Source organism: Stenotrophomonas sp. YJH_SMC_53, from assembly GCF_059369995.1.
Genome location: NZ_JCAFTF010000004.1, coordinates 338,632 through 363,046 on the forward strand (window position 1 = coordinate 338,632; position 24,415 = coordinate 363,046).

Below are 24,415 nucleotides of genomic sequence, written 5' to 3' on the forward strand. Positions count from 1 at the left end.
ATCCGACGTGGCGTGGGATTGGTCGGGGTAGAGGGATTCGAACCCCCGACATCCTGCTCCCAAAGCAGGCGCGCTACCAGACTGCGCTATACCCCGGTCTTGCAATCCCCTCGGGTTGGGCCCGGGGAGCTGGTCATTGTCGCCAAGCGCGTTGGGAACTGTCAACGAAGGATGCACAGATCCCCGGCCTGCCACAACGCCGAAAGCAGTCATCGGCTATGCTGACGCCCATCGGCCGGATGGCCGTCCCGACCTTCATTCGCACGGAGAACACGCATGCGCAGCGGCAACCCGGCTCTTTCCGAGTCGACCTTCCTCGACCTCGCCAGTGGCTCGGTAGTGACCAGCCCCGACCAGGCCATGACCCTCAACGGCACCGCCAACAAGACCGGCATCCTGCTGCTGTTGACCGTTCTGACCGCGGCGTTCGCCTGGAGCCAGGCGGTCGACGAGTACGGCCAGATTTCCGGCAGCGCGAGCCTGTACGCCATCGGTGGCGCGATCGGCGGCCTGGTGCTGGCACTGATCACCATCTTCAAGAAGGAATGGTCGCCGGTCACCGCGCCGATGTACGCACTGGTCGAAGGCCTGTTCCTGGGCGCCGTGTCGGCCCTGTTCAACATGAAGTACCCGGGCATTGTGTTCCAGGCGGTGCTGCTGACCTTCGGCACCCTGGCCGCCCTGCTGTTCGCATACCGCAGCGGCCTGATCAAGGCCACCGAGAACTTCAAGATGGGCGTGGTGGCCGCCACCGGCGGCATCGCCCTGCTCTACCTGGCCTCGTTCGTGCTGGGCTTCTTCAACATCAACGTGCCGGTGATCCACGACTCCAGCTGGCTGGGCATTGCCTTCAGCCTCTTCGTGGTGGTCGTGGCCGCGCTGAACCTGGTGCTGGACTTCGATTTCATCGAGACCGGCGTGGCCCAGAGCGCGCCGAAGTATATGGAGTGGTATGGCGCATTCGGCCTGATGGTGACCCTGGTCTGGCTGTATGTGGAGTTCCTGCGCCTGCTGTCGAAGATCCAGCAGCGCTGAACCAGGCAGAGCCATGAACGACAAAGGGCGCCTTCGGGGCGCCCTTTTCTCTTTGTAACGCGTGGCTGCATTTCCCGGCTAGCCAGCCACGCCAGCCTGTGCAGCGTAGTGCGCCGCAAGGTGTTCGACCAGCGCTCGCACCTTGGGCGCGAGCGCACGTGCATGCGGGTACAACGCGAAGTAGCGCCGCTGGCCGGCATGCCAGGCCGGCAGCACGCGGATCAGACGACCGGCGCGCAGATCCTCCTGCACGGTCAGCGCGGTGAACAGGCTGATGCCCATTCCGGCCAGCGCGGCGGCGTACAGCGCGGGCGTGGCATCCACGCGCAGGCGCTGCCCGGCTTCAACGCTCACGCTGGCGCCGCGCGGTCCCTGCAACCGCCAGGGCGGCATTGACGGCGTGGGACTGAAACCCAGCAGCGTGTGCTGCTCCAGATCCACGGCGTGCCGTGGCAGGCCATGGCGCGCCAGGTAGACCGGTGCGGCGACCAGGATGCGCGGGCAGCTGGCCAGCTCGCGCGCAACCAGCTGGCTGTCCGGCAATGAAGCTGCAATGCGCAGCGCCAGGTCGAAACCACCACCGACCACATCCACCACCTGATCATCCGCCGACAGGTCCAGCGTGACCTGCGGGTAACGCTGCAGGAACGAGGGCAGCCAGTGGGGCAGCTCCTGGCTGGCCACCACCTGCGGCACGCTGATCCGCACGCTGCCGCTGGGCTGCGCCTGCCCGGCGCGAGCACGATCATCCGCCTCCTGCAGGCGGTCCAGCAGCGTTGCCGCCTCGCGGTAGTAATCGCGCCCGGCCTCGGTCAATGACAGCCGACGGCTGTTGCGATCGAGCAGGCGTACCTGCAGGTGCTCTTCCAGCTGCCGCAGTTGCCGCGACATCGCCGAGTGGGTGGTCCCCAGGCGCTCGGCGGCCGCAGTGAAACTGCCCGCGTCAACGATGGCGCGCAGCGCACGCAGGGCGGCGAAGTGATCCATCGGCGGGCAGCTCCACGTGGCGGGGCCCACGGCATGCGGGCCCCGCCAGCTTATCAAGCGCCGTCACCGGCCTTGCGTACCGGCAGCGCGAGGATCGCGTCGGTGCTCATGACATCGCCGAAGGCGTCTTCGATCTGCGCCAGCGAGGCCTCATGCAGCGCGCGATGGCCGATGCGACGGCCGCCGGCCAGATCCAGATCGCGGCTGGCGCTGGCATCGGACGAGACGATCACCCGGTAGCCGCGCGGAGCCGCTGCCGCGTCGCGCGCAGCACCGGCCACGCAGGCGTGGGTCTGCAGGCCGGTGACGATCAGGGTGTCGATGCCGGCGTTCTTCAGCATCGGGTCGAGCACCGCGGCGGACGCGCCGGCGAATACGCTGACATTGTCCTTCTGCACCACGGTCTCGCCCTGGCGCGGCTGCAGGTCGCGATGGAAGGCGGCATTGACGCTGCCCTGCGCGAACAAGGGTGCGCCGGCCGGCAGCACGTGCTGGACATGGATCACGCGGATGCCGTGGGCATCGGCGAATTCGACTACCCGCCTGGCCTGGCGCAGTGCGGCCTCGCCATCGGGAATGACCATGCGGCCACCCGCAAAGCCTGGTACGGCCTTGGCATCGAAGTACTCGTTCTGGAAGTCGATCACCAGCACGGCAGTCTTCGCCGCATCCAGCGAGGTCGCGACCGGCGCACCCGCCATATGGCGGATGGTGGGATGGGCCGGCTCGGCAGCAGCAAGCGGGAGGGTGGCGGTCATGCCGATCAGGCTGGCCAGGCCGAAGGCGGTGAGGTTCATGTTCAAGCTCCGGTGCATTGGGAAGTGGGCACAGGATGCCGATCACATTACGCACGAACCAGCCGCCCAGCGGCACATGATCTGTGCGATATACGCACAGAAAATCCCCTGTAGAGCCACCCCATGGGTGGCTGCGGACCGCAGGGGCCCCGTCATCCACGCAGGGCGTGGATCTACCGAGCCAGCCCACAACGCAACGGGGCGCCCGAAGGCGCCCCGCTGTGGATCCAACCGAGGTCGGCCGGCCGCTTACAGGCGGCTGGCGATGGCCTGGGCAAAGCTCATGGTGGTACCGGCGCCACCCAGGTCGCCGGTCAGCGAGTCCTTGGCTTCCATGGTCGCCACGATGGCCTTGCGCAGGCGCTCGGCATTCTCCGGCTGGCCGATGTGGTCCAGCATCTGCGCGGCCGCCAGCAGCAGCGCACACGGATTGGCCTTGCCCTGGCCGGCGATGTCCGGCGCGGTGCCGTGCACGGCTTCGAAGATCGCCGCGTCCTTGCCGATGTTGGCACCCGGAGCCAGGCCCAGGCCGCCGACCAGGCCGGCGCACAGGTCGGAGATGATGTCGCCGAACAGGTTGGTGGTGACGATCACATCGAACTGTTCCGGACGCATCACCAGCTGCATGCAGCAGTTGTCGACGATCATTTCCTGGAACTCGATGTCCGGGTACTGCGCGGCGACTTCACGGGCGACATTCAGGAACAGGCCCGAGGTCGACTTGATGATGTTGGCCTTGTGCACGGCGGTGACCTTCTTGCGGCCGGTGCTCTTGGCCAGCTCGAAGGCGTAGCGCACGATGCGCTCGGAGCCCTTGCGGGTGATGCGGGTGCCGGAGAAGGCGGTCTCGCCATCGGCCGACACTTCCTGGCCTTCGGCCAGGTAGGCACCTTCGGTGTTCTCACGGACGGTGATCAGGTCGACGTTGTCGAAACGCGACTTGGTGTTCGGGAAGGTGTGGGCCGGACGCACGTTGGCGTACAGGTCGAAGTGACGGCGCAGGCTGACGTTGATCGAGGTGAAGCCACCGCCGACCGGGGTGGTCAGCGGGCTCTTCAGCGCGACCTTGTTGCGCGCGATCGATTCCAGGGTCACCGCCGGCATCAGGTCGCCGTGCTTTTCCAGGGCCACCAGGCCGGCGTCGGCGTCTTCGTACTCCAGGCCAGTCTTGAGCTGGTCGAGCACGAACAGGGTGGCGTCCATGATTTCCGGGCCAATGCCGTCGCCGCGGATGACCGTAATTTTCTGCGTCATTGATCGATGTTCCGAACAGGGGGAAAAACGCCGTCCGGACGTGCCCGGAAACGCCGGCGCAAAGGAAGTTTCACCGGCAATTATGCCTGAGCCGGGGCCGAGGTCCCAAATAGACCATGGTCCCAGTCCCCGGCTCAGGCAGAATTGCCCGCGCATCCCTCCTCTACCCCGCCTGTCGGCGCGCCCCTTCAACAAGAAGGGGCTCCTGGGCTGTTGGATCGTGGGGAAGGCCCCTCGCGGGTGCGGTAGTGCCGGCCGCTGGCCGGCAACCCCGGCCATGCCGGGTTCAGGCGATGCCGGCCCGCGGCCGGCACGATCCTCAGTGCTCGTGCGCGGCTGGCGCGGCGGCGCCGCCTTCCAGCTGGTCGAGGAAGTCGACCGCGCGGCGCAGGTGCGGGATCACGATGGAGCCGCCCACCACCAGGCCGACCGAGAAGGTCTCGAAGAACTCCTCGCGGGTCACCCCGGCGTCCTTGCACTGGGCCACGTGGTAGCTGATGCAGTCGTCGCAGCGCAGCACCATCGAGGCCACCAGGCCCAGCAGCTCCTTGGTCTTCACGTCCAGCGCGCCGGCCTGGTAGGTCTGCGTATCCAGCGCGAAGAAGCGGCGCACCACCTGGTTCGGTTCGCCCAGGATGCGCTCGTTCATGCGCTTGCGGAACTCGGTGAACTCGGCGATGCGGTCCTTGCTGCCGTCGTCGGCCGCGCTCATGCCTGGCCCTGCCCGGCCAGCAGCGGCTCGAGCTTGCCTTCACGGTGCAGGGCCATCATGTCGTCGTAGCCGCCGACATGGACGTCGCCGACGAAGATCTGCGGCACGCTGGTGCGGCGGGTCAGCGCCATCATCTTCTCGCGCTCGGCCGGGTCCAGGTCAATGCGGACCTCGGTCCACTGCTGGCCCTTGCTCTTCAGGAAGTTCTTGGCGGCCACGCAGTACGGGCAGACGGCAGTGGAATAGATGGTGATGGCGGGGGCACCGCCGGCGGTCTGGGCTGTCACGGGAAACTCCACGATGGATCGACGGTCTACATATGGTACCGGTGCGCTGGAATTTCCACGCCACGGCCGCAACACTGTGGATTAACGAATGGTTGCCCCCCGCCCTGCCACGCTTGGCGCGCCCCGCCCGAGGACCTTCTGCTTGCGAGCCCTGCTGCTGACTACCGCCGTCACCCTGGCCCTGGCCATGCCGCTGGCCCAGGCCCAGGAGAAGCTGCCCGACATCGGCTCTTCGGCCGGCGAGCTGCTGACCCCGGCCCGCCAGGCCGAGTACGGCGCGATGATGCTGCGCGAGCTGCGCAACTACGGCTACCTGCTGGAAGATCCGCTGGTCAACGACTGGCTGCAGACCATGGGTACCCGGCTCGGCTCCAACAGTGACCAGCCGCGGCAGCCGTACACCTTCTTCGTGATGAACGACCGCCAGATCAACGCGTTCGCCACGCTGGGCGGCTACATCGGGGTCAATGCCGGACTGGTGCTGACCGCCGAGCGCGAGGACGAGGTCGCTGCGGTGCTGTCCCACGAAATCGCCCACGTTACCCAGCAGCACGTGCTGCGCGGTGTCGAGCGCGCCCAGCGCGACCAGATCCCGATCCTGCTGGGCATGCTGGCGGCGGTAGTGGCCGCCCAGGCCAGCAACAGCACGTCGTCCGGCAACGCGACGATGGCCGCGATCAGCTCGGGCATGGGCCTGATGCAGCAGCGGCAGATCAACTACACCCGCTCCAACGAGTCCGAGGCCGACCGTCTGGGCATCCGCACCCTGTCGCGCAGCGGCTACGACGTGGATGCCATGGCCGGCTTTTTCGAGCGGATGTCGGCAGCCATGCGCGGCAACGAAGGCGGCTACAGCGTGCCCGAGTTCCTGCGCACCCACCCGGTCAACATCACCCGCATCAGCGAGGCCAAGTCCCGCGCCCAGCAGATGAAGAAGGATACGGTGCTGCTCACCACCAGCACCCCCACCGGCGAGCGCAAGGAGCGGGTGGACCCGGCAGATCCCAGCCTGGGCGAGCCGCTGTTGCGCGGCAACAACCCGCTGCTGCCCAGCAGTGTGCTGCGCCTGCCGATCGGCCAGCTCAACCGTGGCGCCAGCGGTGACTTCGAGTGGGCGCGTGAGCGCCTGCGCGTGCTCAGCGCGGACTCCACCCCCGAGCTGGAGCGCGAGTACGCCGACCTGGCCAAGCGGCAGAAGGACGGCCTCAACGATGCGCAGCGCTACGGCCAGGCGCTGGCGGTGATGCGCGGTGGCCGTGCCGGTGCCGGCCAGGCCCGGCAGACCCTGGCCGGCCTGCTGCAGAGCCACCCCGGCAACCTGTGGCTGGCGCTGGGGCTGGGCGAGGCGGAGTCGCGCGCAGGCCAGGCGGCCCAGGCCAACAGCCGCTTCGAGCAGCTGCTGCGCGAACACCCCAACAGCCGCCCGGTGGCACTGACCTATGCCGAGATCCTGAACGAACAAGGCAGCCGCGAAGCCGGCCAGCGTGCGCAGGCGATGCTGCGCCCCCTGCTGTCGCAAAGCGGTAACGATCCGGTCTTCCAGCAGCGTTTCGCCCGCGCCAGCGAGTTGGCTGGCGACAGCGTGCGCGCCAGCGAGGCCTATGCCGAGGCCGCCTTCCTCAGCGGGCGGCCAGAACAGGCGCTGATGCAGCTGCAGGCGCTCAAGCGCAACCCGGCGCTGGATTACATCGGCCGCGCGCGGGTTGACGCCCGCATCGAATCGATCACCCCGACGGTGCTGGAGCTGCGCCGGCAGGGCGTGCAGGACCCGGACCTGGACCGCCGCTGAGCACCGCATGACCGGCCGATGGCAATCCAGGCCGGTTCCGGCCGGGTAGTCACAAACATGTCATCAAACCGTAGTCTACTGGCACCACTCCAGTAACCGAGCCCTACGGTGTCCTCGTGCAGAAACGCATCCTGATCGTCGATGACGAGCCCGCGATCCGTGAAATGGTCGCCTTCGCCCTTCGCAAGGGCGATTACGAACCGGTCCACGCCGGCGATGCCCGGGAGGCCCAGACCGCGATCGCCGATCGCGTTCCCGACCTGATCCTGCTGGACTGGATGCTGCCCGGCACCAGCGGCCTGGACCTGGCCCGCCGCTGGCGCAAGGAAACGCTGACCCGCGAAGTACCGATCATCATGCTGACCGCCCGCGGCGAAGAGAATGATCGCGTCGGTGGCCTCGAGGCCGGTGTCGATGACTATGTGGTCAAGCCGTTCTCGGCACGCGAACTGCTGGCCCGCATCCGAGCGGTCATGCGCCGCGCCCGCGAAGATGACGAGGACGGCAGCGTAGCCGTCGGCCCGATCCGTATCGACGGCGCCGCCCATCGCGTGTTCGCCAACGACCAGCCGGTGCCGATCGGCCCGACCGAATACCGTCTGCTGCATTTCTTCATGACCCATCCCGAGCGCGTCTACACCCGCGCGCAGCTGCTGGACCATGTATGGGGCGGCAGCGTGTACGTGGAGGAGCGCACCATCGACGTGCATATCCGCCGCCTGCGCAAGACGCTGGAGCCGTTCAACGCCGAGAACATGGTGCAGACCGTGCGCGGCGCCGGCTACCGCTTCTCCACTGCTACCTGAGTCTCGTCGTGCCGGCACCGCGCACCTGCGGGTGCCGGTGCCGGCAACTCTGCTATAACCCTCGGTTCACCCCAGTGAACCGCCGCACCTCAACGACGAGATCGCAATGCCCCGCCACATCCGCTCTGCCTGGTTGAAGACCCTGGCCACCGTTGCCGCGGTGCTGCTGTTCGCCGGACTGGTGGGGTGGTTCACGGGCCATCTGTGGTTGTGCATCGCACTGGGCGCGCTGGCGACCCTGGCCTGGCATTACTGGCGCCTGCGCAGCGTTCTGCGCCGGCTGACCGCTCGCCAGCGCTGGGACACCGCCGAAGAAGGCACCGGCGTCTGGAACGAACTGGACCGCCTGCTGTACCGCAACCAGGTGGAAATGCGCGTGCGCAAGCGCCGCCTGCTGGACATGCTGCGCAGCTACCGCGCTGCTGCCGCCGCGTTGCCTGATGCCGTCGTCGTGCTGGATCGCAACAGCCAGCGCGTGCAGTGGTTCAACGAAGCGGCTACCGCTCTGCTCGGCCTGCACCATCCCGGCGACCTTGGCGAGGCCCTGGTCGAGCGCCTGCAGCCAATGCCGCTGGCGCACTGGCTGGCTGGTGGCCGCAATGCCGAGCCCATCCTGGACGTACCCTCGCCGGTCGATCCGGCGATCCGCCTGAACCTGCGCCTGATTCCCTATTCGTCGGACTACTGGCTGCTGATCGCGCGTGACGTCAGCAAGCTGCTGCGCCTGGAGCAGGTGCGGCGGGATTTCGTCGCCAACGTTTCACACGAACTGCGCACGCCGCTCACCGTGGTCCACGGCTACCTGGACATGATGGACCCGGAGGATTTCCCGGGAACCGGACCGATGCTGGAAGAAATGCGCAAGCAGAGCCAGCGCATGGCCCAGCTGGTGGAAGACCTGCTGACCCTGTCGCGCCTCGAATCGCAGGAACACAGCGAGGAAGAGACCGTGGCCATGCAGCCGATGCTGGCGACGCTGCGCCGCGAAGCCGAAGCGCACAGCCAGGGCCGCCACCAGATCAGCATCGACGACCTCGCCGGCGTTGACCTTCAGGGCTCGACCAAGGAACTGCACAGCGCATTCTCCAACCTGGTCACCAATGCGGTGCGCTATACGCCGGCCGGTGGCCGCATCGCGGTGGAGTTCCGCCGCGAGGGCGACGGTGCGGTGCTGGCAGTGCGCGATTCCGGCTACGGCATCCCGGCCACCCACCTGCCGCGCCTGACCGAACGCTTCTACCGTGTGTCCAGCAGCCGCTCGCGCGAGAGCGGCGGCACCGGGCTGGGCCTGTCCATCGTCAAGCACATCCTCGGCCTGCATCACGCACGGCTGGAGATTGAAAGCGAAGTCGGCAAGGGCTCGGTGTTCTCCTGCCATTTCGATGCCGACCACGTGCGCCCGCGCGAGTCCGCCCCCCTGACCTCCATCGAAGAATGACGCCATGAGCAGCCTCGGATCCCTCCCCCTCCCCGTGAGCCCGGACAACGATCCGTTGCGCGACCCGGCGCTGTACATCAACCGCGAGCTGTCGCAGCTGGATTTCAACTTCCGCGTGCTGGCCCAGGCGATGGACCCGCAGGTGCCGTTGCTGGAGCGCCTGCGCTTCATGTGCATCTCCTGTACCAACCTCGACGAGTTCTTCGAGATCCGCGCCGCCGCCGTGCGCCACGCGCAGGAGTTCGGCCTGCCACCGGCACCGGACGGGATGAGCCCGCAGGCCATCCTGAGCGCCATCCATGACCGCGCCGCCGAACTGGTGGACCAGCAGTACCGCTGCTGGAACGAGACGCTGCGGCCGGCGCTGATGGAGGCCGGCATCGGCGTGCTCGGCCGCCACTCCTGGACCGACCGCCAGAAGCGCTGGCTGCGCGCCTACTTCCGCAACGAGATCATGCCGGTGCTGTCGCCGCTGGGCCTGGACCCGGTGCACCCGTTCCCGAAGATCCTCAACAAGTCGCTGAACATCGTAGTGGTGCTGAAGGGCACCGACGCGTTCGGCCGCGCCGGCCACCTGGCCATCGTGCGTGCGCCGCGCTCGCTGCCGCGCATCATCCAGCTGCCGGAGAAGCTCGGCGGTCCGCAGAACTTCGTGTTCCTGTCCTCCGTGCTGTCGACCTTCGTCGATGAGCTGTTCCCGGGCATGGAAGTCCAGGGCGCCTACCAGTTCCGCGTCACCCGCAACTCCGAACTGGTGGTGGACGAGGAGGAAGTGGAGAACCTGGCGCTGGCACTGCGTGACGAGCTGGTCGACCGCGGCTACCGGCCGGCGGTGCGGCTGGAGATCGCCCACGACATGCCGCGCGAGATCGTGCGCACCCTGCTGCAGAATTTCGGCCTGACCGAAAACGCGGTGTACCGCATCGATGGCCCGGTCAACCTCAACCGCATCATCCAGCTGTACGACCTGATCGCGCAGCCGGAGCTGAAGTACCCGCCGATGACCCCTCGCACGCTGCGCGACAGCGACGGCATCTTCGAGACGGTGGCCCGCCACGACCTGCTGCTGCATCACCCGTTCGATGCCTTCACCGCGGTGCTGGACCTGATCCGGCAGGCGGCGGTCGATCCCAATGTGCTGGCGATCAAGCAGACCCTGTACCGCACCGGCAAGGACTCACTGATCGTCGATGCGCTGATCCAGGCCGCGCGCAACGGCAAGGACGTGACCGTGGTGGTCGAACTGCGCGCGCGCTTCGACGAAGAGGCCAACCTGGGCCTGGCCGATCGCCTGCAGGAAGCCGGCGTACAGGTGGTGTACGGCGTGGTCGGCTACAAGACCCACGCCAAGATGCTGCTGATCGTGCGCCGCGAGGGCCGCAAGCTGCGCCGCTACGTGCACCTGGGCACCGGCAACTATCACAGCGGCACCGCCCGCGCGTACACCGACATCAGCCTGATCACCGCCGATGCGGACATCGGCAACGACGTGCACCTGCTGTTCCAGCAGCTGTCCGGGCTGGCCTCGAAGATGAAGCTCAAGCGCCTGCTGCAGTCGCCCTTCACCCTGCACACCGGCATTCTCGGCCGCATCGAGCGCGAGACGCGCATCGCCGCCGCCGGCCGCCCGGCGCGGATCATCGCCAAGATGAACGCACTGAACGAACCGCAGGTGGTGCGCGCGCTGTACGCCGCGTCGCAGGCCGGCGTGCAGATCGACCTGATCATCCGCGGCGCCTGCACACTGCGACCGGGCGTACCGGGCATCTCGGACAACATCCGCGTGCGCTCGATCGTCGGCCGCTTCCTGGAACACAGCCGCGTCTACTGGTTCGGCAACGACGGCGCACCGGAAATGTACTGCGCCAGCGCCGACTGGCTGGAACGCAACCTGCTGCGCCGGGTCGAGACCTGCTTCCCGATCCTCGATCCGGAACTGGCCAAGCGGGTCTACCGCGAAGTCCTGCAGAACTACCTTGACGACAACCTCAACGCCTGGGAACTGGACGCGCACGGCATCTACCACAAGCGTGCCCCAGCCCACGACGAAGCCCCGCATTCGGCGCAGATGGCGTTGATGCAGGGGCTGTGATCCGGTAGGTGCCGACCGTTGGTCGGCACGCATCGCCCATGCAGAACCAAGGGGTCAGAGCCCGTTGCGCAGCAACGGGATCCGACCCCGTGCCGTACCGACAGACCGCGGGAAACTGTCGAAGGCGGGGTGGATCCGGTTGCGGGGGCGTGAGCGCCATGGATGGCGCGACCGAGCTTACATGGACGTACTTGCAGCGTCCCCCGCAGCCGGGCCCAGCCCGCCATCCCACGGATACCTCGCTTTTGACGTTGCCTCTGCAGATGCAGGGCGCAGCCCTGCCGCACTCCCCTCTTCCAAAATGTGAAGGCCGCGCGGTGACGAGCACACCGCCCCTTCGGCTAACATTCGTCCATGCCGCATACCACCACGACTCCGCCCGCATTGCAGGATGGCGACCTGCTGGCCGCCATCGACCTTGGCTCCAACAGTTTCCACATGGTCATCGCGCGCTATACGCTCGGCCAGCTGCGGGTGATCGACCGCCTGCGCGAGACGGTGCGCATGGCCGATGGCCTGGATGGCAAGGGTGGTCTCTCTTCCGCTGCACGCCAACGTGCACTGGAATGCCTGGCCCGCTTCGGCCAGCGCATCCGCAATGTGCCGCCGCACCGGGTGCGCGCGCTGGCCACCAACACCGTGCGCCAGCTGCGCTCGCCGCAGTCGTTCCTGGTACCGGCCGAGACCGCACTGGGGCATGCCATCGAAGTGGTCAGCGGGCGCGAAGAAGCGCGCCTGATCTACCTGGGCGTGGCCCACGCGCAACCGCCCAAGCCCGGGCAGCGCCGGCTGGTGATCGACATCGGCGGTGGCTCCACCGAGTTCATCATCGGCATGGGCATGCAGACCCTGGAGCGCGAAAGCCTGCAGGCCGGCTGCATCGCCAGCACCCGGCGCTTTTTCCCCGGCGGAAAGCTGAGCAAGAAGCGCTGGAAGGACGCGCTGGCCGAGATTGGCCGCGAGTTCCAGCCTTTCGCCAGCAAGTACCGCGCGCTGGGCTGGCAGGAAGCGTTGGGCTCTTCCGGCACGCACAAGGCGATCAGCGAGATCTGCGCGACGATGAAGCTGAGCAAGGGCGCCATCACCGCCGAGGCCCTGCCGCAGCTGCGCGATGAACTGCTGAAGGCCAAGAAGATCGACGACATCCAGCTGCCGGGGCTGTCCAGCGACCGCCGCCCGATCATCGCCGGCGGCATCCTGGTGCTGGAAGCGGCCTTCCAGGCGCTGGGCCTGCAGAAGCTGCTGGTCAGCAAGGCGGCGATGCGCGAAGGCATCCTGTATGACATCGTCGGCCGCGCCGGCGAGAACGACCTGCGTGACGAATCGGTGGCTGCTCTCAGCCAGCGCTACGGTATCGATACCGTCCAGGCCGAGCGCGTGCAGGACACCGCGCTGTCCCTGCTGGAACAGGTGCAGGAGCGCTGGAGGCTCGATGCCGACGATGCGCGCATGCTCGGCTGGGCCGCGCGCCTGCACGAGCTGGGCCTGATGATCGCGCACAGCGGCTACCACGTGCATGGCAGCTATGTGCTGGAACACTCGGATATCGCCGGCTTCTCGCGCCAGGAGCAGCAGATGCTGGCGGCCCTGGTGCGTAGCCACCGCCGCAGCGTGGCCAAGACCGCCTTCGACGCCCTGCCCGAGCGACTGCTGCTGACCGCACGCCGGCTGGCGGCCCTGCTGCGGCTGGCGGTGCTGCTCAATCGCGCCCACGAAGACGATCCGCTGCCGGCACTGGAACTGACCGCCGACGACAACCGGCTGTCGCTGATCGTGCCGCAGGCCTTCATCGATGCCCGCCCGCTGCTGCGCGCGGACCTGATCGGCGAGACCGATGGCATCGCCGGGCTGGGCATCCAGTTCCGTCCGTTCGTGGCCTGAATACGCTGTCCGCTGTTGTCCACAGGACAACCGGGGTGACGCATTTCCCACTCCCACTTTGCGCAGTCTGGCGGTTTTTTGTGCTGCTCCGCACCACAAACGGCCCGCTGTGGGCAATCGCTGCCATCACGTAAGCGCCTGCTTTTGTTCACGTTTTGTGAAGAATGGCGCGGCCGCGTGACATAAATGGATACGAACCCTTTACAGAGCATTAACTAACGAGACTACTATCGGGTCACCGGCTCGGTCATCGACCCTGCTGGCTCCTTCGACGCCCACTTTGGCGTCCTGTGCACGACCTGAGAGAGAGAGCTCGCCATGACTTCACGCACCACCGCACTGGGGCAGGCCATCCGCTACGCCCTGGCTACCACTGCAGCGCTGGCAGCGCTGCCCGCGTTTGCCCAGGAAGGCAGCAACGCCAACCCGACCAACCTCGACCGCATCGAGATCACCGGCTCGCGCATCCGCCAGGTGGACGTGGAGACCGCCCAGCCGGTGTTCGCGATCAGCCGCAACGACATCGAAAAGCAGGGGTTCAGCTCAGTTGCCGACATTCTGCAGAACGTCACCGCCATGGGCAGCCCGACCATCAGCCGCGCCAATGCGCTGACCGCAGGCGAAAACGCGGGCGGCACCTACATCGACATGCGCAACCTGGGCACCCAGCGCACCCTGGTGCTGGTCAACGGCAAGCGCCTGGGCATCAGCACGTCCGGCTACCAGGACATCTCCACGCTGCCGGTGTCCGCCGTGGAACGCATCGAGGTGCTGAAGGACGGCGCCTCTGCGATCTATGGCTCCGACGCCATGGCCGGTGTGGTGAACATCATCACCCGTTCCAATGTCACCGGTGTGACTGCCAACGTCTACCACGGCCAGTACAGCCAGGGCGACGGTGCACGCGACCGCTTCGACGTTGTCGCCGGCTGGAGCAATGAGCGCGTGTCGTTGACCCTCTCGGCCGAGCATGCCGAAGAGAAGGGCGTGTGGGCGCGCGATCGCGGCTTCAGCAAGTACGGCATGACCGATCGCCATCCGTACGACAGCAGCAATTGGACCACCATCAGCCAGTACGGCCAGTTCACGGGTCTGCGCGGCCCGGGCTGTACCGCCACTGCGGGTTGCGGCTATTCCCTCAACCGCGGCGCGGATCCCACCAACCCGGCCAATTACCACCTCACCGATACCACGCCTTTCACCGGTGACGTGAGCAACGCCAACGACCAGATGCATGTGATGTATCCGGTCAAGCGCGACTCGGTCTATTTCGACGGCCGCTTCAAGATCACCGACAACGTCAACTTCCGCACCGAGCTGGGCTACAACAAGCGTGAGTCCACCCGCCAGATCGCGGGCTATCCGCTGCAGTCGAGCACCGCCGGTGTCGGCTCGATGTCGATCAACAGCTACTTCAACCCGTTCGGCCGCCAGCACGGTTACGCCAACCCGACCGCCGTGGCCTGGAACCGCCGCACCTGGGAAGTGCCGCGCGTGACCACCAGCGAGCTGAAGACCTACCGCGCGGTGGCGTCGTTCGACGGTTCGTTCGAGATCGGCAGCCGCTACTTCGACTGGGAAGTGGGTTACCAGTACAACCGCAATGAGCTGGAATCGGTGGCCACCGGCAACCTGCACAAGGGTCGCGTCGCCGGCGGCGTCGGCCCGTCGTTCTACAACGCCGCCACCGGCAAGGTGCAGTGCGGTACCGCAGCTGCACCGATCTCCTATGACGTGTGCAAGCCGTGGAACCCGTTGGTTCCGTACGGCACGACGGCTGCCGATGGCCTGTACGGCAACGAAGAACTGCAGGCGTGGCTGTTCCCGGAAGAGATCACCAAGGGCCGCACCACCTCCAAGAACTTCTTTGCCAACATCGCTGGCAGCATCGTGACCCTGCCGGCTGGCGATCTCGGCTTCGCCTTCGGCGTGGAAAGCCGCAAGGAAGAAGGCAAGTACACCCCGGATGCCCTGGCCCAGACCGGCGCTACCACCAACCTGGCCGCAGGCCCGACCGGCGGTGACTACACCGTCAACGAGGCCTACCTGGAAGTGAACGTTCCGGTGCTGGCCGACCTGCCGGGCGCGAAGGAACTGACCTTCAATGGCGCAACCCGCTTCTCGGACTACAACACCTTCGGCAACACGCTCAACAGCAAGTTCGGCTTCAAGTGGAAGCCGATCGACTCGCTGATGGTGCGTGGCACCTGGGCCGAGGGCTTCCGTGCACCGACCATCAGCGACCTGTTCGGTGGTGGTTCGGAGACCTTCGCGCAGTTCAGCGATCCGTGCGACACCCGTTTCGGTTCCTCGGCCTCCAGCGCCGAAGTCCGTGCACGTTGCGCACGCGACATCGCCAATGCGAATACCTTCCGCCAGCTGCGCCAGGGCGGCACCCCGGTGAACACGTCGACGGACGCGACGCCGGTGCCGTTCACCTCCGGGTCCAACCCGCTGCTGACGCCGGAAACCTCGACCAGCAAGACCCTGGGCCTGGTCTGGAGCCCGAGCTTCATCCAGGGCTTCAACGCCTCGCTGGACTGGTGGAAGATCCGCATCGACAACACGATCATCGCCGACACGCCGACCCAGATCCTGCAGGACTGCTATGAGTCGGGCATCGACGCGCGCTGCTCGCGCTTCCAGCGTGACCCGGTGACCGGCATCGTGACCAACCTGAAGTTCGGCAACCGCAACGCGGGCTTCATGGAAACCGAAGGCTACGACCTGGATGTGAGCTACCGTCTGGACACCCGGTTCGGCAAGTTCAACGTGAACTCGGCCACCACCTACGTATCCAGTGCAACCTACCGCACCTCCAACGACAACTCGATCGTCCCGATCGTCACCAACGGCATCGGCAGCGCCTTCCGCGTCCGTTCCAACCTGGTGCTGGGCTACGAGCGGGGCAACTTCGGCGCGAGCTGGACCGCGCGTTACTACTCGGGCGTGAAGGAAACCTGCTCGAACATCGCGCTGTACCCGGACGAATGCTCGGATCCGGGTGTGTATGCACCGTGGTACAAGGGCGCCCGCAACTACAACGAGCGTGGTGCTGTCACCTTCCACGACGTGCAGGTGCGCTACTCGCTGCCGTGGGATGCCACCGTGTCGGTCGGTGCCAACAACGTGTTCGAAAAGACCGGCCCGATCATGTACAGCAAGCCGAACTCGGCCTTCTCGTACTACGGCGGCTACGACATCGGCCGCTTCGTCTACATGAAGTACCAGCAGCGCTTCTGATCCATCGCGCTGTGACATGAAGCACCAGGACCACGGCCCTTCGGGGCCGTGGTTTTTTGTTGGCCGCAGCGCCCCTGCGGTGGCCGGCGCCCCCGTCATCTGACGGTCGCAAAGTGGTCATGTCGGCTACATCGCCAGGGCCGAGCATGCCGGAAACCGGGAGGCCCGCCATGCGCTATGCCATCGTCACCGAGACCTATCCGCCGGAAGTCAACGGCGTCGCCCTCACCGTACAGGGCCTGGAGCAGGGTCTGCGTGCAGCCGGACACGAGATCGACCTCGTCCGCCCCCGCCAGTCCACCGAAGCGCTGGATTCGGCACCCGGCACCTTGCTGGTTCCCGGCGCTGCCCTGCCCCGCTACCCCGGCCTGCGCTTCGGCCTGCCAGCCCCGATCCGGCTGGGCCGCCATTGGCAGAATCAGCGTCCGGATGCGGTCTACATCGCCACAGAAGGTCCACTCGGCTGGTCGGCACTGCGTACCGCACGTCGCCTCGGCATTCCGGTCGCCAGCGGCTTCCACACCCGCTTCGACGAGTACCTGCCCGACTATGGCGTGGCATGGCTGCAGGCCGCGGCCATGCGCTGGATGCGCCGCTTCCACAACCAGGCGGACGCTACCCTGGTGCCGACCCGCGAACTGCAGCAGTTCCTCGGCGAACAGGGCTTCGAACGCGTGCGCCTGCTGGCCCGCGCGGTGGACAGCCAGCAGTTCGATCCAGGCCGGCGCGACCCTGCACTGCGCGAGGAATGGGGCGTGGATGGCAACGGCCTGGTGGCGATCTATGTCGGCCGCATTGCTGCCGAGAAGAACCTCGGCCTGGCGGTGAAGGCATTCCGCCGCCTGCAGCAGATCCGGCCCAAGGCACGCTTTGTATGGGTGGGTGACGGCCCGGCCCGCGAGAAGCTGGCACATGAAAATCCCGATTTCATCTTCTGTGGCATCCAGCGCGGCGATGCGCTGGCCCGCCACTTCGCCAGCGGCGATCTGTTCCTGTTCCCCAGCCGCAGCGAGACATTCGGTAACGTGACTCTGGAAAGCATGGCCAGCGGTGTGGCCACCGTGGCCTTCGACTACGGCGCCGCGCGTGAGTACCTGCGCAACGGCGAGAACGGCGCAGCGGTGGACAGCGACGAGCAGTTCATCGAGGCCGCCGTGCAACTGGCCGCCGATGACGCGCAACGCCACGAACTGGGCGGCAATGCCGCACGCGCGATGAAGCGATTGCATCCACAGCAGGTGGTGGCCGAGTTCGATGCGTTGCTGGCCGAGCTTGCGCAGTCGCGGAGGAGCGGCCATGCGCACCACGCCGCTTGAACTGCTGGCAGGGCGCGAGGCACGCTTGTGCCGGCGGGCGAACCACTACTGCCGGCGCCGCCGCGTGCGCCGCCTGTTTTCGGCCATCAGCCGTCTCGGCGATGGCGTGTTCTGGTATGTGCTGATGGCTGCGCTGGTGGTGCTGGATGGCTTCGATGGCCTGCGCGCCTCGGTGCACATGGCCGCCACCGGCCTGGCCGCATTGCTGCTGTACAAGGGCCTCAAGCGCTGGACGCGGCGCCCGCGGCCTTACGCGGCCGATCTTCGCATCCGCGCCTGGGTGGCACCGCTGGACGAATTCAGCTTCCCCTCCGGGCACACCCTGCACGCAGTGTCGTTCACCATCGTCGCACTGGCCTACTACCCCTGGCTGGCACCCTTGCTGGTGCCGTTCACCCTCGGCGTCGCACTGTCGCGGGTGGTGCTGGGCCTGCACTATCCTTCCGACGTGCTCGCCGCCACGGGCATCGCCGTCCTGCTGGCTTCGGCCAGCCTGACCTGGCTGCCGCTGCCGGTGTAGCCCCGGGGTCAGATCCTTTTCCTTCGGAAAAGAGATCTGACCCCCACAATACCGGCGGCGCTACCATCATCATTGATGGCCTAGAATGCAGGCATGACCACGTTGTTCATATCCGACCTGCACCTGGACCCCAGCCGTCCGGAGATCACCGACCTGTTCCTGCGCTTCCTGCGCGAGCAGGCGCCCGGCGCCGATGCGCTGTACATCCTCGGCGACCTGTTCGAGGCCTGGATCGGCGACGACACGCCCTCCCCGGCTGCCGATGCGGTGGCCGATGCGTTGAAGGTGCTGTCCGACAGCGGCGTGCCCGTGTACTTCATCCGCGGCAACCGCGATTTCCTGCTTGGCGAGGACTATGCGCGCCGTGCCGGCCTGCGCATCCTGCCCGACCCGTGCGTGATCGAGCTGTACGGCCGCCCGGTGCTGCTGCAGCATGGTGACCTGCTGTGCACCGATGACATCCCCTACCAGCAGTTCCGTGCGCAGACCCGCGACCCGGTGTTCCAGGCGCAGTTCCTGTCGCAGCCGCTGGCCGCACGCATCGCCTTCGCGCAGAAGGCGCGCGAGGCGAGCCAGGCCCGCCAGTCGGAAATGAAGCAGGGCGATCGCGCGCAGTTCGAGACCGTCACCGACGTGGCCCCGTCCGAAGTCGATGCTACCTTCGTACGCCACGGCGTGGACACCATGATCCACGGTCACACGCACCGTCCGGCCATCCACGCACTGCAGGCCGGTGGACGCGATTGCATCCGTATCGTGCTGGGTGACTGGTACGAACAGGGCTCGGTGCTGCGCGTGGATGCCAGCGGCTGGTCGCTGGATACGCTCGCCCGCGATTGATGGATTGCAGGATGCCAACCAGGGTTGGCATCTACCCGAGCCGGTGAACGCGCCCGGGTAGACGCCGACCCTGGCCGGCGCCTGGCCTCAGCGGAATGCCGCGATGGTGGCCTTGGTGTTGACCAGCACGCGCTGGTTGTCTGCGGTGCTGGCATTGCCCATCGGGATGCCGTTGTAGCTGATGTTCGGGTTGGACCAGTAGTTCAGGCGCGGGCAACTGCGGGTGCAGTTGTAGGCCATGATCGTGCGCCAGCCGGTGCCGCTGGACGGCTCATAGCGGTAGCCGTGGCCATAGGCGTAGGGCGATGTGCTCGGGTCGGTGGCGATGTCATGCCGCGCGCTCTGCAGGTGGCCGATCTCATGCGCGAACGAGTAGTAGCCGGTCGCGCAATCCCAGTACACCGCCGCGAACGCCGTAGACGCGGTCGAGCCGATGCCCGAGGCCAGGCCACAGTAGGCGGTGTTGTTGATCAGCAGCACGCCGACGTCGGCCGCCGTGTTGTTGCGGCTGGTGTGGATGCTGTCCATGTAGCCATCACTGGTGCCACGGAAGCGTGCCAGGTCGGTGTCGAAGCTGCCCGACTCGGTGTAGCTGGTGGTCTCGTAACCGGCCAGCTGCATGGTGATGCCGACGTTGCTGTTGACGTAGCCCTGGTTGGATTCGGCCACCGCCAGCTGCACCAGCGACTGCATGTTGCCGCCATAGGCGGCGACGGCGGCATTGGTCGCTACCACCAGCACACGGATGGTCGCCGGCGTACCGGACGATGCCTGCGCGATGCCGATGCGATCGTTGTTGCCCATCGGGATCTTCGGCAGCTGGTTGTAGTCGGCCGGATGGTCGGCCGGCATCCGCGATTCATCCACTTCCACCAGCACGTGGCGGTTGCCCAACGGGCGCAGGCGATACAGCTTTCCATCCTTGCGGATCGAGCCGGTGACGGTGTCGCCCGAGCGCACCAGGATCAGCGAATTGCCGGGGTCGTCCTGGCCGTTGGAGGTGGCCGCGGTCAGTTTGTCCGAGGGCGAACGGAACTGGCCGTACCAGATGCTGCCGCCATCGGGCAGTGCTTCGACCTTGCTGCGCACCGCCTGCACCCGCCGGCCGAGCAGTTCGAATTCCAGCTGCGGTTGTGCAGTAGCTGCTGCATCGACACGCACTTCCTGTACCGTCGCCGTGGACGGGGTGGCCAGCAGCTTGCCCAGTGCGGGCTCGCTGTTTGCCGATGCGCGGCTGATGACCGTCACCGGCTCGAACAACGGTGCCGCATGCGCGGCCGCTGCCACCGACAAACCCAACACCAGGCCACCTGCCGCTTTGCCAATCGATCTGGACAACATTGCGTCGCTCCTTGAATGATGTGAACAGCGTTGATGCAGCACGACCCGGTGTGCCGGGTCTGACCATATGGCCTGCGCGGGGCGTGTGAATTCAATAGGCGAGAGAAGTGAAAATCAGGATTTGTGATCGACCGCATCTGGATTAAGTAAGGTCAAAAGCGTTGCTACACGTCGCGAATACGCCGCTTTCGCGCTACCGTGACGCAGCCACGACGGGGAATGCACATGGCACCATCGCAGGACACGGACGAAGATGTCGGCTTGCTGCGGATCGGGCTGTTCTTCGATGGCACCCGCAACAACGCACACAACCTGGCCCGTGGCAGGCCCCAGCTGCCGCAGCCGCGCCCGGCGCAGCTGCGTGCGGATGACGATTCGACCTACCAGAGCCGGTTGACCAGCAGCTACGACAATGGCCTGACCAACATCGCCCGCCTGCAGCAGCTGTACCCGGACAGCCGCAGCGGGACATCGGCGCCCCCGTCCCTGTCGATCTACGTGGAAGGTGTCGGTACCCGCGATGACGCCGACGACGACCTGATCGGACTGGCGTTCGGCATTGGCGCCAGCGGTGTGCGCGCCAAAGTGCAGCGTGCGCTGCAGGTGCTGCTGCCGGCGGCACTGGGTGCACTTGCTGCACGCTGGCAGCGACCACTGCGTGGCGTGCAGCTGGATCTGTTCGGCTTTTCACGGGGCGCGGCCGCCGCGCGCGATGTGGCCAACCAGTTGCAGGCCTGGGATCGCACCCGCTGGCGGCAGCTGTTGCAGGCCGCTGGCCTGTCCTGCACAACGGACTTCGCCCCGGCCGATCCGCCGCTGCGCTTCATCGGCCTGTTCGACACGGTGGTTGCGGTCAGCGGTGGCCGCACCGACGAACAACCTCACCTCGCGCTGCATGCAGGCGTTGCCAGGCAGGTGCTGCAACTGAGCGCGCGTGACGAGCATCGCCAGCACTATCCATTGACCAGCGTGGCGCCAGCGTTCACCGAGATCGCACTGCCCGGCGTGCACGCCAACATCGGCGGCGGCTACAACCAGCTCGAAGAAGGGCCCAAGCTGCTCAGTCGCCCGCGCCGGCAGCTGCTGCGCCGCCCGAGCGTGGCCGAGTACCAGACGCCACCGCTGGCGATCCTGCAGGCGACCACGGCCTACGCCGAGGCACAGGCCGACGCCGAGCGCTGGCGGCAGCAGCTGGGCCTGGACGAAAAGGAAGTCTGGGTGGATGTCTGGCACCAGTGGCAGCAACAGCGTCGCGCCGGCAGCCGCAGCGTACTGCTGTCACCGGTGCTGTACGTGACGGCGGCCGTGGTATTGCGCCGGCGCATCGACTGGCGCTACCAGCTGATCGCGCTTCAGGTGATGCAGCAGCATGCCATTGATGCCGGCGTGCGATGGACGGCCAATGCCAACGCAGTCCCCGGCTGGGAGCTGCCGTCCGCCCTGCAACCCATCGCACGACGACTGGTGGCCGGACAGCCACTGACGCAAACCCAGGAGGCGCTGTTGCGGCGGCGTTACCTGATGCAGTCGGCGCACTGGAACTTCGACGCGCTGGGCGACACCGCACTGACCTACGCCGCCGATGCCGGCGTCAGCGAGCTGCCGTACCGGCCGGGCCCGGGCCTGTTCTACATCAACCGTCCAACGGTGGATGGCAAGCGCGTGGTTCTGCCGAACGCATGAAAAAAAGGGACGGAGGGAATTAAGTCGTTTTGGCACAAACGACTTAATTCCCTCCGTCCCCTTTTTTCAAACGGCCTGCTCGACCAGGTTGGCGAGTTCGTCCGCATCGAATCCGGCCAGCAGGCGCGCTTCCATGTTGAACGGCCCATGCAGGTAGCCGCCGGCGTACTCCACCAGCAGCTCCTTGAAACGCGCGCGCGGCTCGACACCGGCGCGGTCGCAGTACCAGCGATACCAGCGCGAACCGGCGGCAACATGCGCCACTTCCTCGCGCAGGATCACCTCCAGCACATCGGCGGTTTCGCCATCACCGACATTGCGCAGCTTCTCGATCATGCCCGGGGTGACGTCCAGGCCACGCGCTTCCAGCACGCGCGGCACCAGCGCCATGCGCGCCAGGCCGTCATGCGCGGTCTTTTCGCACATTTCCCACAGACCGTTGTGTGCGGGGAAATCAGCATAGTCGTGGCCATGCACCTGCAGGCGCTCGCGCAGCAGCATGAAATGCCGCGATTCGTCATCGGCACAGCTGACCCAATCAGCATGGAACGCCGACGGCAGGCCCCGGAACCGGTACACCGCGTCCCAGGCCAGGTCGATCGCGTTGAGCTCGATGTGGGCGATGGCGTGGATGAAGGCAGCCCGCCCTTCCACGCCGCCCAGTCCACGCCGTGGTACCTCGCGCGGATGCACCAGCACCAGTCGTCCCGGACGACCCGGCATGCAGATCGGATCCGGCGGCGGCGCATCCGCGGCCACCTTCAGGCGACCGGCACGGAACGCGGCCGCATACGCCTGGGTCAATGCGACCTTGCGCAGCGGATCGGCTTCAGCCAGGCACTGCTGCGCAGCGCGCAGCAGGTCGCCACCAACGTCGGGCACATCCACCACGCCTGATCCTCAGGCGCGGCGCTTGTGCTTGGCATCGTCCGAACGCAACTGCTGGATGCGCTCGAAGTAGCCCGGCTCGATACCGGTCGGGTAGTGGCCGTTGAAGCAGGACGAATCGAAGCTGCGCAGCGCCGGGTTGCCTTCGCTCACCGCCGCTTCCATGTCTTCCAGGTCCTGGTAGATCAGCCAGTCGCAGCCCAGGTGGGCCTCGATCTCTTCCACCGTGCGGTTGTGCGCGACCAGCTCTTCGGCCGCCGGCATGTCGATGCCGTAGATGTTCGGGTAGCGCACCGGCGGCGCGGCGCTGGCCAGGTAGACCTTGCGCGCGCCGGCATCACGGGCCATCTGCACGATCTGCTGGCTGGTGGTGCCACGCACGATCGAATCGTCCACCAGCAGCACCACGCGGTTGCGGAACTCCAGGTGGATCGGGTTGAGCTTGCGGCGCACCGACTTCACGCGTTCCCCCTGCCCCGGCATGATGAAGGTGCGGCCGATGTAGCGGTTCTTGATGAAGCCTTCGCGGTACTTCACCCCGAGCACATTGGAGATCTCCAGCGCGGCATCGCGCGAGGTATCCGGGATCGGGATGATGGTGTCGATGTCGTGGTCCGGGCGCAGGCGCAGGATCTTCTCGCCCAGCTTGATGCCCATGCGCATGCGTGCCTTGTGCACCGAGACGTTGTCGATCATCGAATCCGGTCGCGCGAAGTACACGTATTCGAAGATGCACGGGGTGTGCTCGGCCGGCTCGGCGCAGATTTCCGAGAACAGTTCGCCGCGCGCGGTGATCACCAGCGCTTCGCCCGGCTGCACGTCACGCACGCGCTGGAAACCCAGCACGTCCAGCGCGGCCGACTCGGACGCCACGATGTACTCCTCGCCTTCTGCGTGGCTGCGCTTGCCCAGCACCAGCGGGCGGATGCCATGCGGGTCGCGGAAGGCCACCAGGCCCAGGCCCAGCACCACGCTGACCACTGCATAGCCGCCCTTGCAGCGGCGATGCACGCCGGCCACCGCGCGGATCGCGGCTTCCGGGCTGAGCTGGCGCTGCTGCTCCAGTTCGTAGGCAAACACGTTCAACAGCACTTCGCTGTCCGAATCGGTGTTGACGTTGCGCCGGTCCTGTTCGAACACCTGCTGGCGCAGCGCCTCGGTGTTGATCAGGTTGCCGTTGTGGGCCAGCGCGATGCCGTACGGTGAATTCACGTAGAACGGCTGTGCCTCGTCCATGCCTTCCGAACCTGCCGTCGGATAGCGCACGTGCGCGATGCCGACGCTGCCTTCCAGCGTGGACATGGTGCGAGCGTCGAACACATCGCGGACCAGGCCGGTGGCCTTCTGCACCCGCAGGCGGCTGCCATTGGCGGTGGCGATACCTGCCGCGTCCTGGCCGCGGTGCTGGAGAACGGTCAAGCCGTCATACAACTGCCCGGCGACGTTCTGGTTGCCGACGATTCCGACGATGCCACACATGGTGCGAGGTCTCCGCTGGGCTGTGCC

19 protein-coding genes and 1 tRNA gene are annotated in these 24,415 nt (G+C 66.6%); 11 read left to right on the forward strand and 9 right to left on the reverse strand.

All coding sequences use genetic code 11. From position 1 onward, the window contains the following. Positions 1-19: 19 nt before the first annotated feature. Positions 20-96 (reverse strand) — tRNA-Pro (locus tag AC5P7X_RS08780). A 180-nt stretch (positions 97-276) separates the two neighbouring features. Here AC5P7X_RS08780 and AC5P7X_RS08785 point away from each other — a divergent pair. Further along, complete coding sequence (locus tag AC5P7X_RS08785; RefSeq protein WP_206620839.1) at positions 277-1,035, forward strand: Bax inhibitor-1/YccA family protein; 759 nt, start codon at positions 277-279, stop codon at positions 1,033-1,035. 78 nt (positions 1,036-1,113) lie between these two features. Here the strand turns inward: AC5P7X_RS08785 and AC5P7X_RS08790 are convergent, their stop codons facing one another. From AC5P7X_RS08790 to grxC, 5 genes are all read right to left on the reverse strand, one after another. Further along, positions 1,114-2,022 (reverse strand): LysR family transcriptional regulator, encoded by a 909-nt coding sequence (locus AC5P7X_RS08790; RefSeq protein ID WP_005415465.1) that lies wholly within the window; start codon positions 2,020-2,022, stop codon positions 1,114-1,116. Positions 2,023-2,075: 53 nt separating this feature from the next. Next, the gene (locus AC5P7X_RS08795; protein ID WP_065179771.1) at positions 2,076-2,819 is read right to left on the reverse strand and encodes a cysteine hydrolase family protein; all 744 of its coding nucleotides are present in this window, start codon (positions 2,817-2,819) and stop codon (positions 2,076-2,078) included. A 249-nt stretch (positions 2,820-3,068) separates the two neighbouring features. Then, positions 3,069-4,073: an isocitrate dehydrogenase gene (locus tag AC5P7X_RS08800; RefSeq protein ID WP_053500779.1), complete on the reverse strand. Its 1,005-nt coding sequence runs from the start codon at positions 4,071-4,073 to the stop codon at positions 3,069-3,071. Between the two features lie 319 nt (positions 4,074-4,392). Further along, positions 4,393-4,785 (reverse strand): carboxymuconolactone decarboxylase family protein, encoded by a 393-nt coding sequence (locus tag AC5P7X_RS08805; RefSeq protein ID WP_004154542.1) that lies wholly within the window; start codon positions 4,783-4,785, stop codon positions 4,393-4,395. Continuing rightward, positions 4,782-5,072, reverse strand: a complete 291-nt coding sequence (grxC, locus tag AC5P7X_RS08810; RefSeq protein WP_004154541.1) for a glutaredoxin 3 — start codon at positions 5,070-5,072, stop codon at positions 4,782-4,784. The genes AC5P7X_RS08805 and grxC overlap by 4 nt, the downstream gene beginning before the upstream one ends. 142 nt (positions 5,073-5,214) lie before the next feature. Between grxC and AC5P7X_RS08815 the strand changes: the two genes are divergently transcribed. The 9 genes from AC5P7X_RS08815 to lpxH all read left to right on the forward strand — a co-directional run bounded on the left by AC5P7X_RS08815 (position 5,215) and on the right by lpxH (position 18,997). Next, the gene (locus AC5P7X_RS08815) at positions 5,215-6,861 is read left to right on the forward strand and encodes a M48 family metalloprotease (RefSeq protein ID WP_053500781.1); all 1,647 of its coding nucleotides are present in this window, start codon (positions 5,215-5,217) and stop codon (positions 6,859-6,861) included. Between the two features lie 116 nt (positions 6,862-6,977). After that, on the forward strand, positions 6,978-7,667 hold the full coding sequence (gene phoB, locus AC5P7X_RS08820; protein WP_005408258.1) for a phosphate regulon transcriptional regulator PhoB: 690 nt from the start codon (positions 6,978-6,980) through the stop codon (positions 7,665-7,667). Positions 7,668-7,773: 106 nt separating this feature from the next. Beyond that, entirely contained in the window at positions 7,774-9,105 is a 1,332-nt protein-coding gene (gene phoR, locus AC5P7X_RS08825; RefSeq protein ID WP_005415460.1) for a phosphate regulon sensor histidine kinase PhoR, read from the forward strand. A 4-nt stretch (positions 9,106-9,109) separates the two neighbouring features. Beyond that, positions 9,110-11,197: a polyphosphate kinase 1 gene (ppk1, locus tag AC5P7X_RS08830; RefSeq protein WP_346607559.1), complete on the forward strand. Its 2,088-nt coding sequence runs from the start codon at positions 9,110-9,112 to the stop codon at positions 11,195-11,197. Positions 11,198-11,551: 354 nt separating this feature from the next. Further along, a complete protein-coding gene (gene ppx, locus AC5P7X_RS08835; RefSeq protein ID WP_049417419.1) occupies positions 11,552-13,078 on the forward strand; it encodes an exopolyphosphatase in 1,527 nt (508 codons plus the stop codon). A gap of 318 nt (positions 13,079-13,396) precedes the next feature. Beyond that, entirely contained in the window at positions 13,397-16,321 is a 2,925-nt protein-coding gene (locus tag AC5P7X_RS08840; protein ID WP_329841358.1) for a TonB-dependent receptor domain-containing protein, read from the forward strand. Between the two features lie 170 nt (positions 16,322-16,491). Next, positions 16,492-17,637: a glycosyltransferase family 4 protein gene (locus AC5P7X_RS08845; protein ID WP_070489309.1), complete on the forward strand. Its 1,146-nt coding sequence runs from the start codon at positions 16,492-16,494 to the stop codon at positions 17,635-17,637. After that, positions 17,618-18,157, forward strand: a complete 540-nt coding sequence (locus tag AC5P7X_RS08850; protein WP_065185789.1) for a phosphatase PAP2 family protein — start codon at positions 17,618-17,620, stop codon at positions 18,155-18,157. Before AC5P7X_RS08845 ends, AC5P7X_RS08850 begins: the two co-directional genes overlap by 20 nt. Positions 18,158-18,250: 93 nt before the next feature. Further along, a complete protein-coding gene (lpxH, locus tag AC5P7X_RS08855) occupies positions 18,251-18,997 on the forward strand; it encodes a UDP-2,3-diacylglucosamine diphosphatase (protein WP_005415454.1) in 747 nt (248 codons plus the stop codon). Between the two features lie 87 nt (positions 18,998-19,084). Here lpxH and AC5P7X_RS08860 read toward each other — a convergent pair whose 3' ends face one another. Beyond that, complete coding sequence (locus AC5P7X_RS08860; protein WP_053500129.1) at positions 19,085-20,338, reverse strand: M12 family metallo-peptidase; 1,254 nt, start codon at positions 20,336-20,338, stop codon at positions 19,085-19,087. A gap of 225 nt (positions 20,339-20,563) precedes the next feature. Here AC5P7X_RS08860 and AC5P7X_RS08865 point away from each other — a divergent pair, with 225 nt between their 5' ends. After that, a complete protein-coding gene (locus tag AC5P7X_RS08865) occupies positions 20,564-22,021 on the forward strand; it encodes a T6SS phospholipase effector Tle1-like catalytic domain-containing protein (RefSeq protein WP_329841354.1) in 1,458 nt (485 codons plus the stop codon). A 66-nt stretch (positions 22,022-22,087) separates the two neighbouring features. Here the strand turns inward: AC5P7X_RS08865 and AC5P7X_RS08870 are convergent, their stop codons facing one another. Together AC5P7X_RS08870 and purF are read right to left on the reverse strand one after the other, a co-directional pair. Beyond that, positions 22,088-22,912, reverse strand: coding sequence for a ferritin-like domain-containing protein (locus tag AC5P7X_RS08870; protein ID WP_053500133.1), 825 nt, complete (start codon positions 22,910-22,912; stop codon positions 22,088-22,090). 9 nt (positions 22,913-22,921) lie between these two features. Next, the gene (purF, locus tag AC5P7X_RS08875) at positions 22,922-24,388 is read right to left on the reverse strand and encodes an amidophosphoribosyltransferase (RefSeq protein ID WP_065185785.1); all 1,467 of its coding nucleotides are present in this window, start codon (positions 24,386-24,388) and stop codon (positions 22,922-22,924) included. Positions 24,389-24,415: the final 27 nt, after the last annotated feature.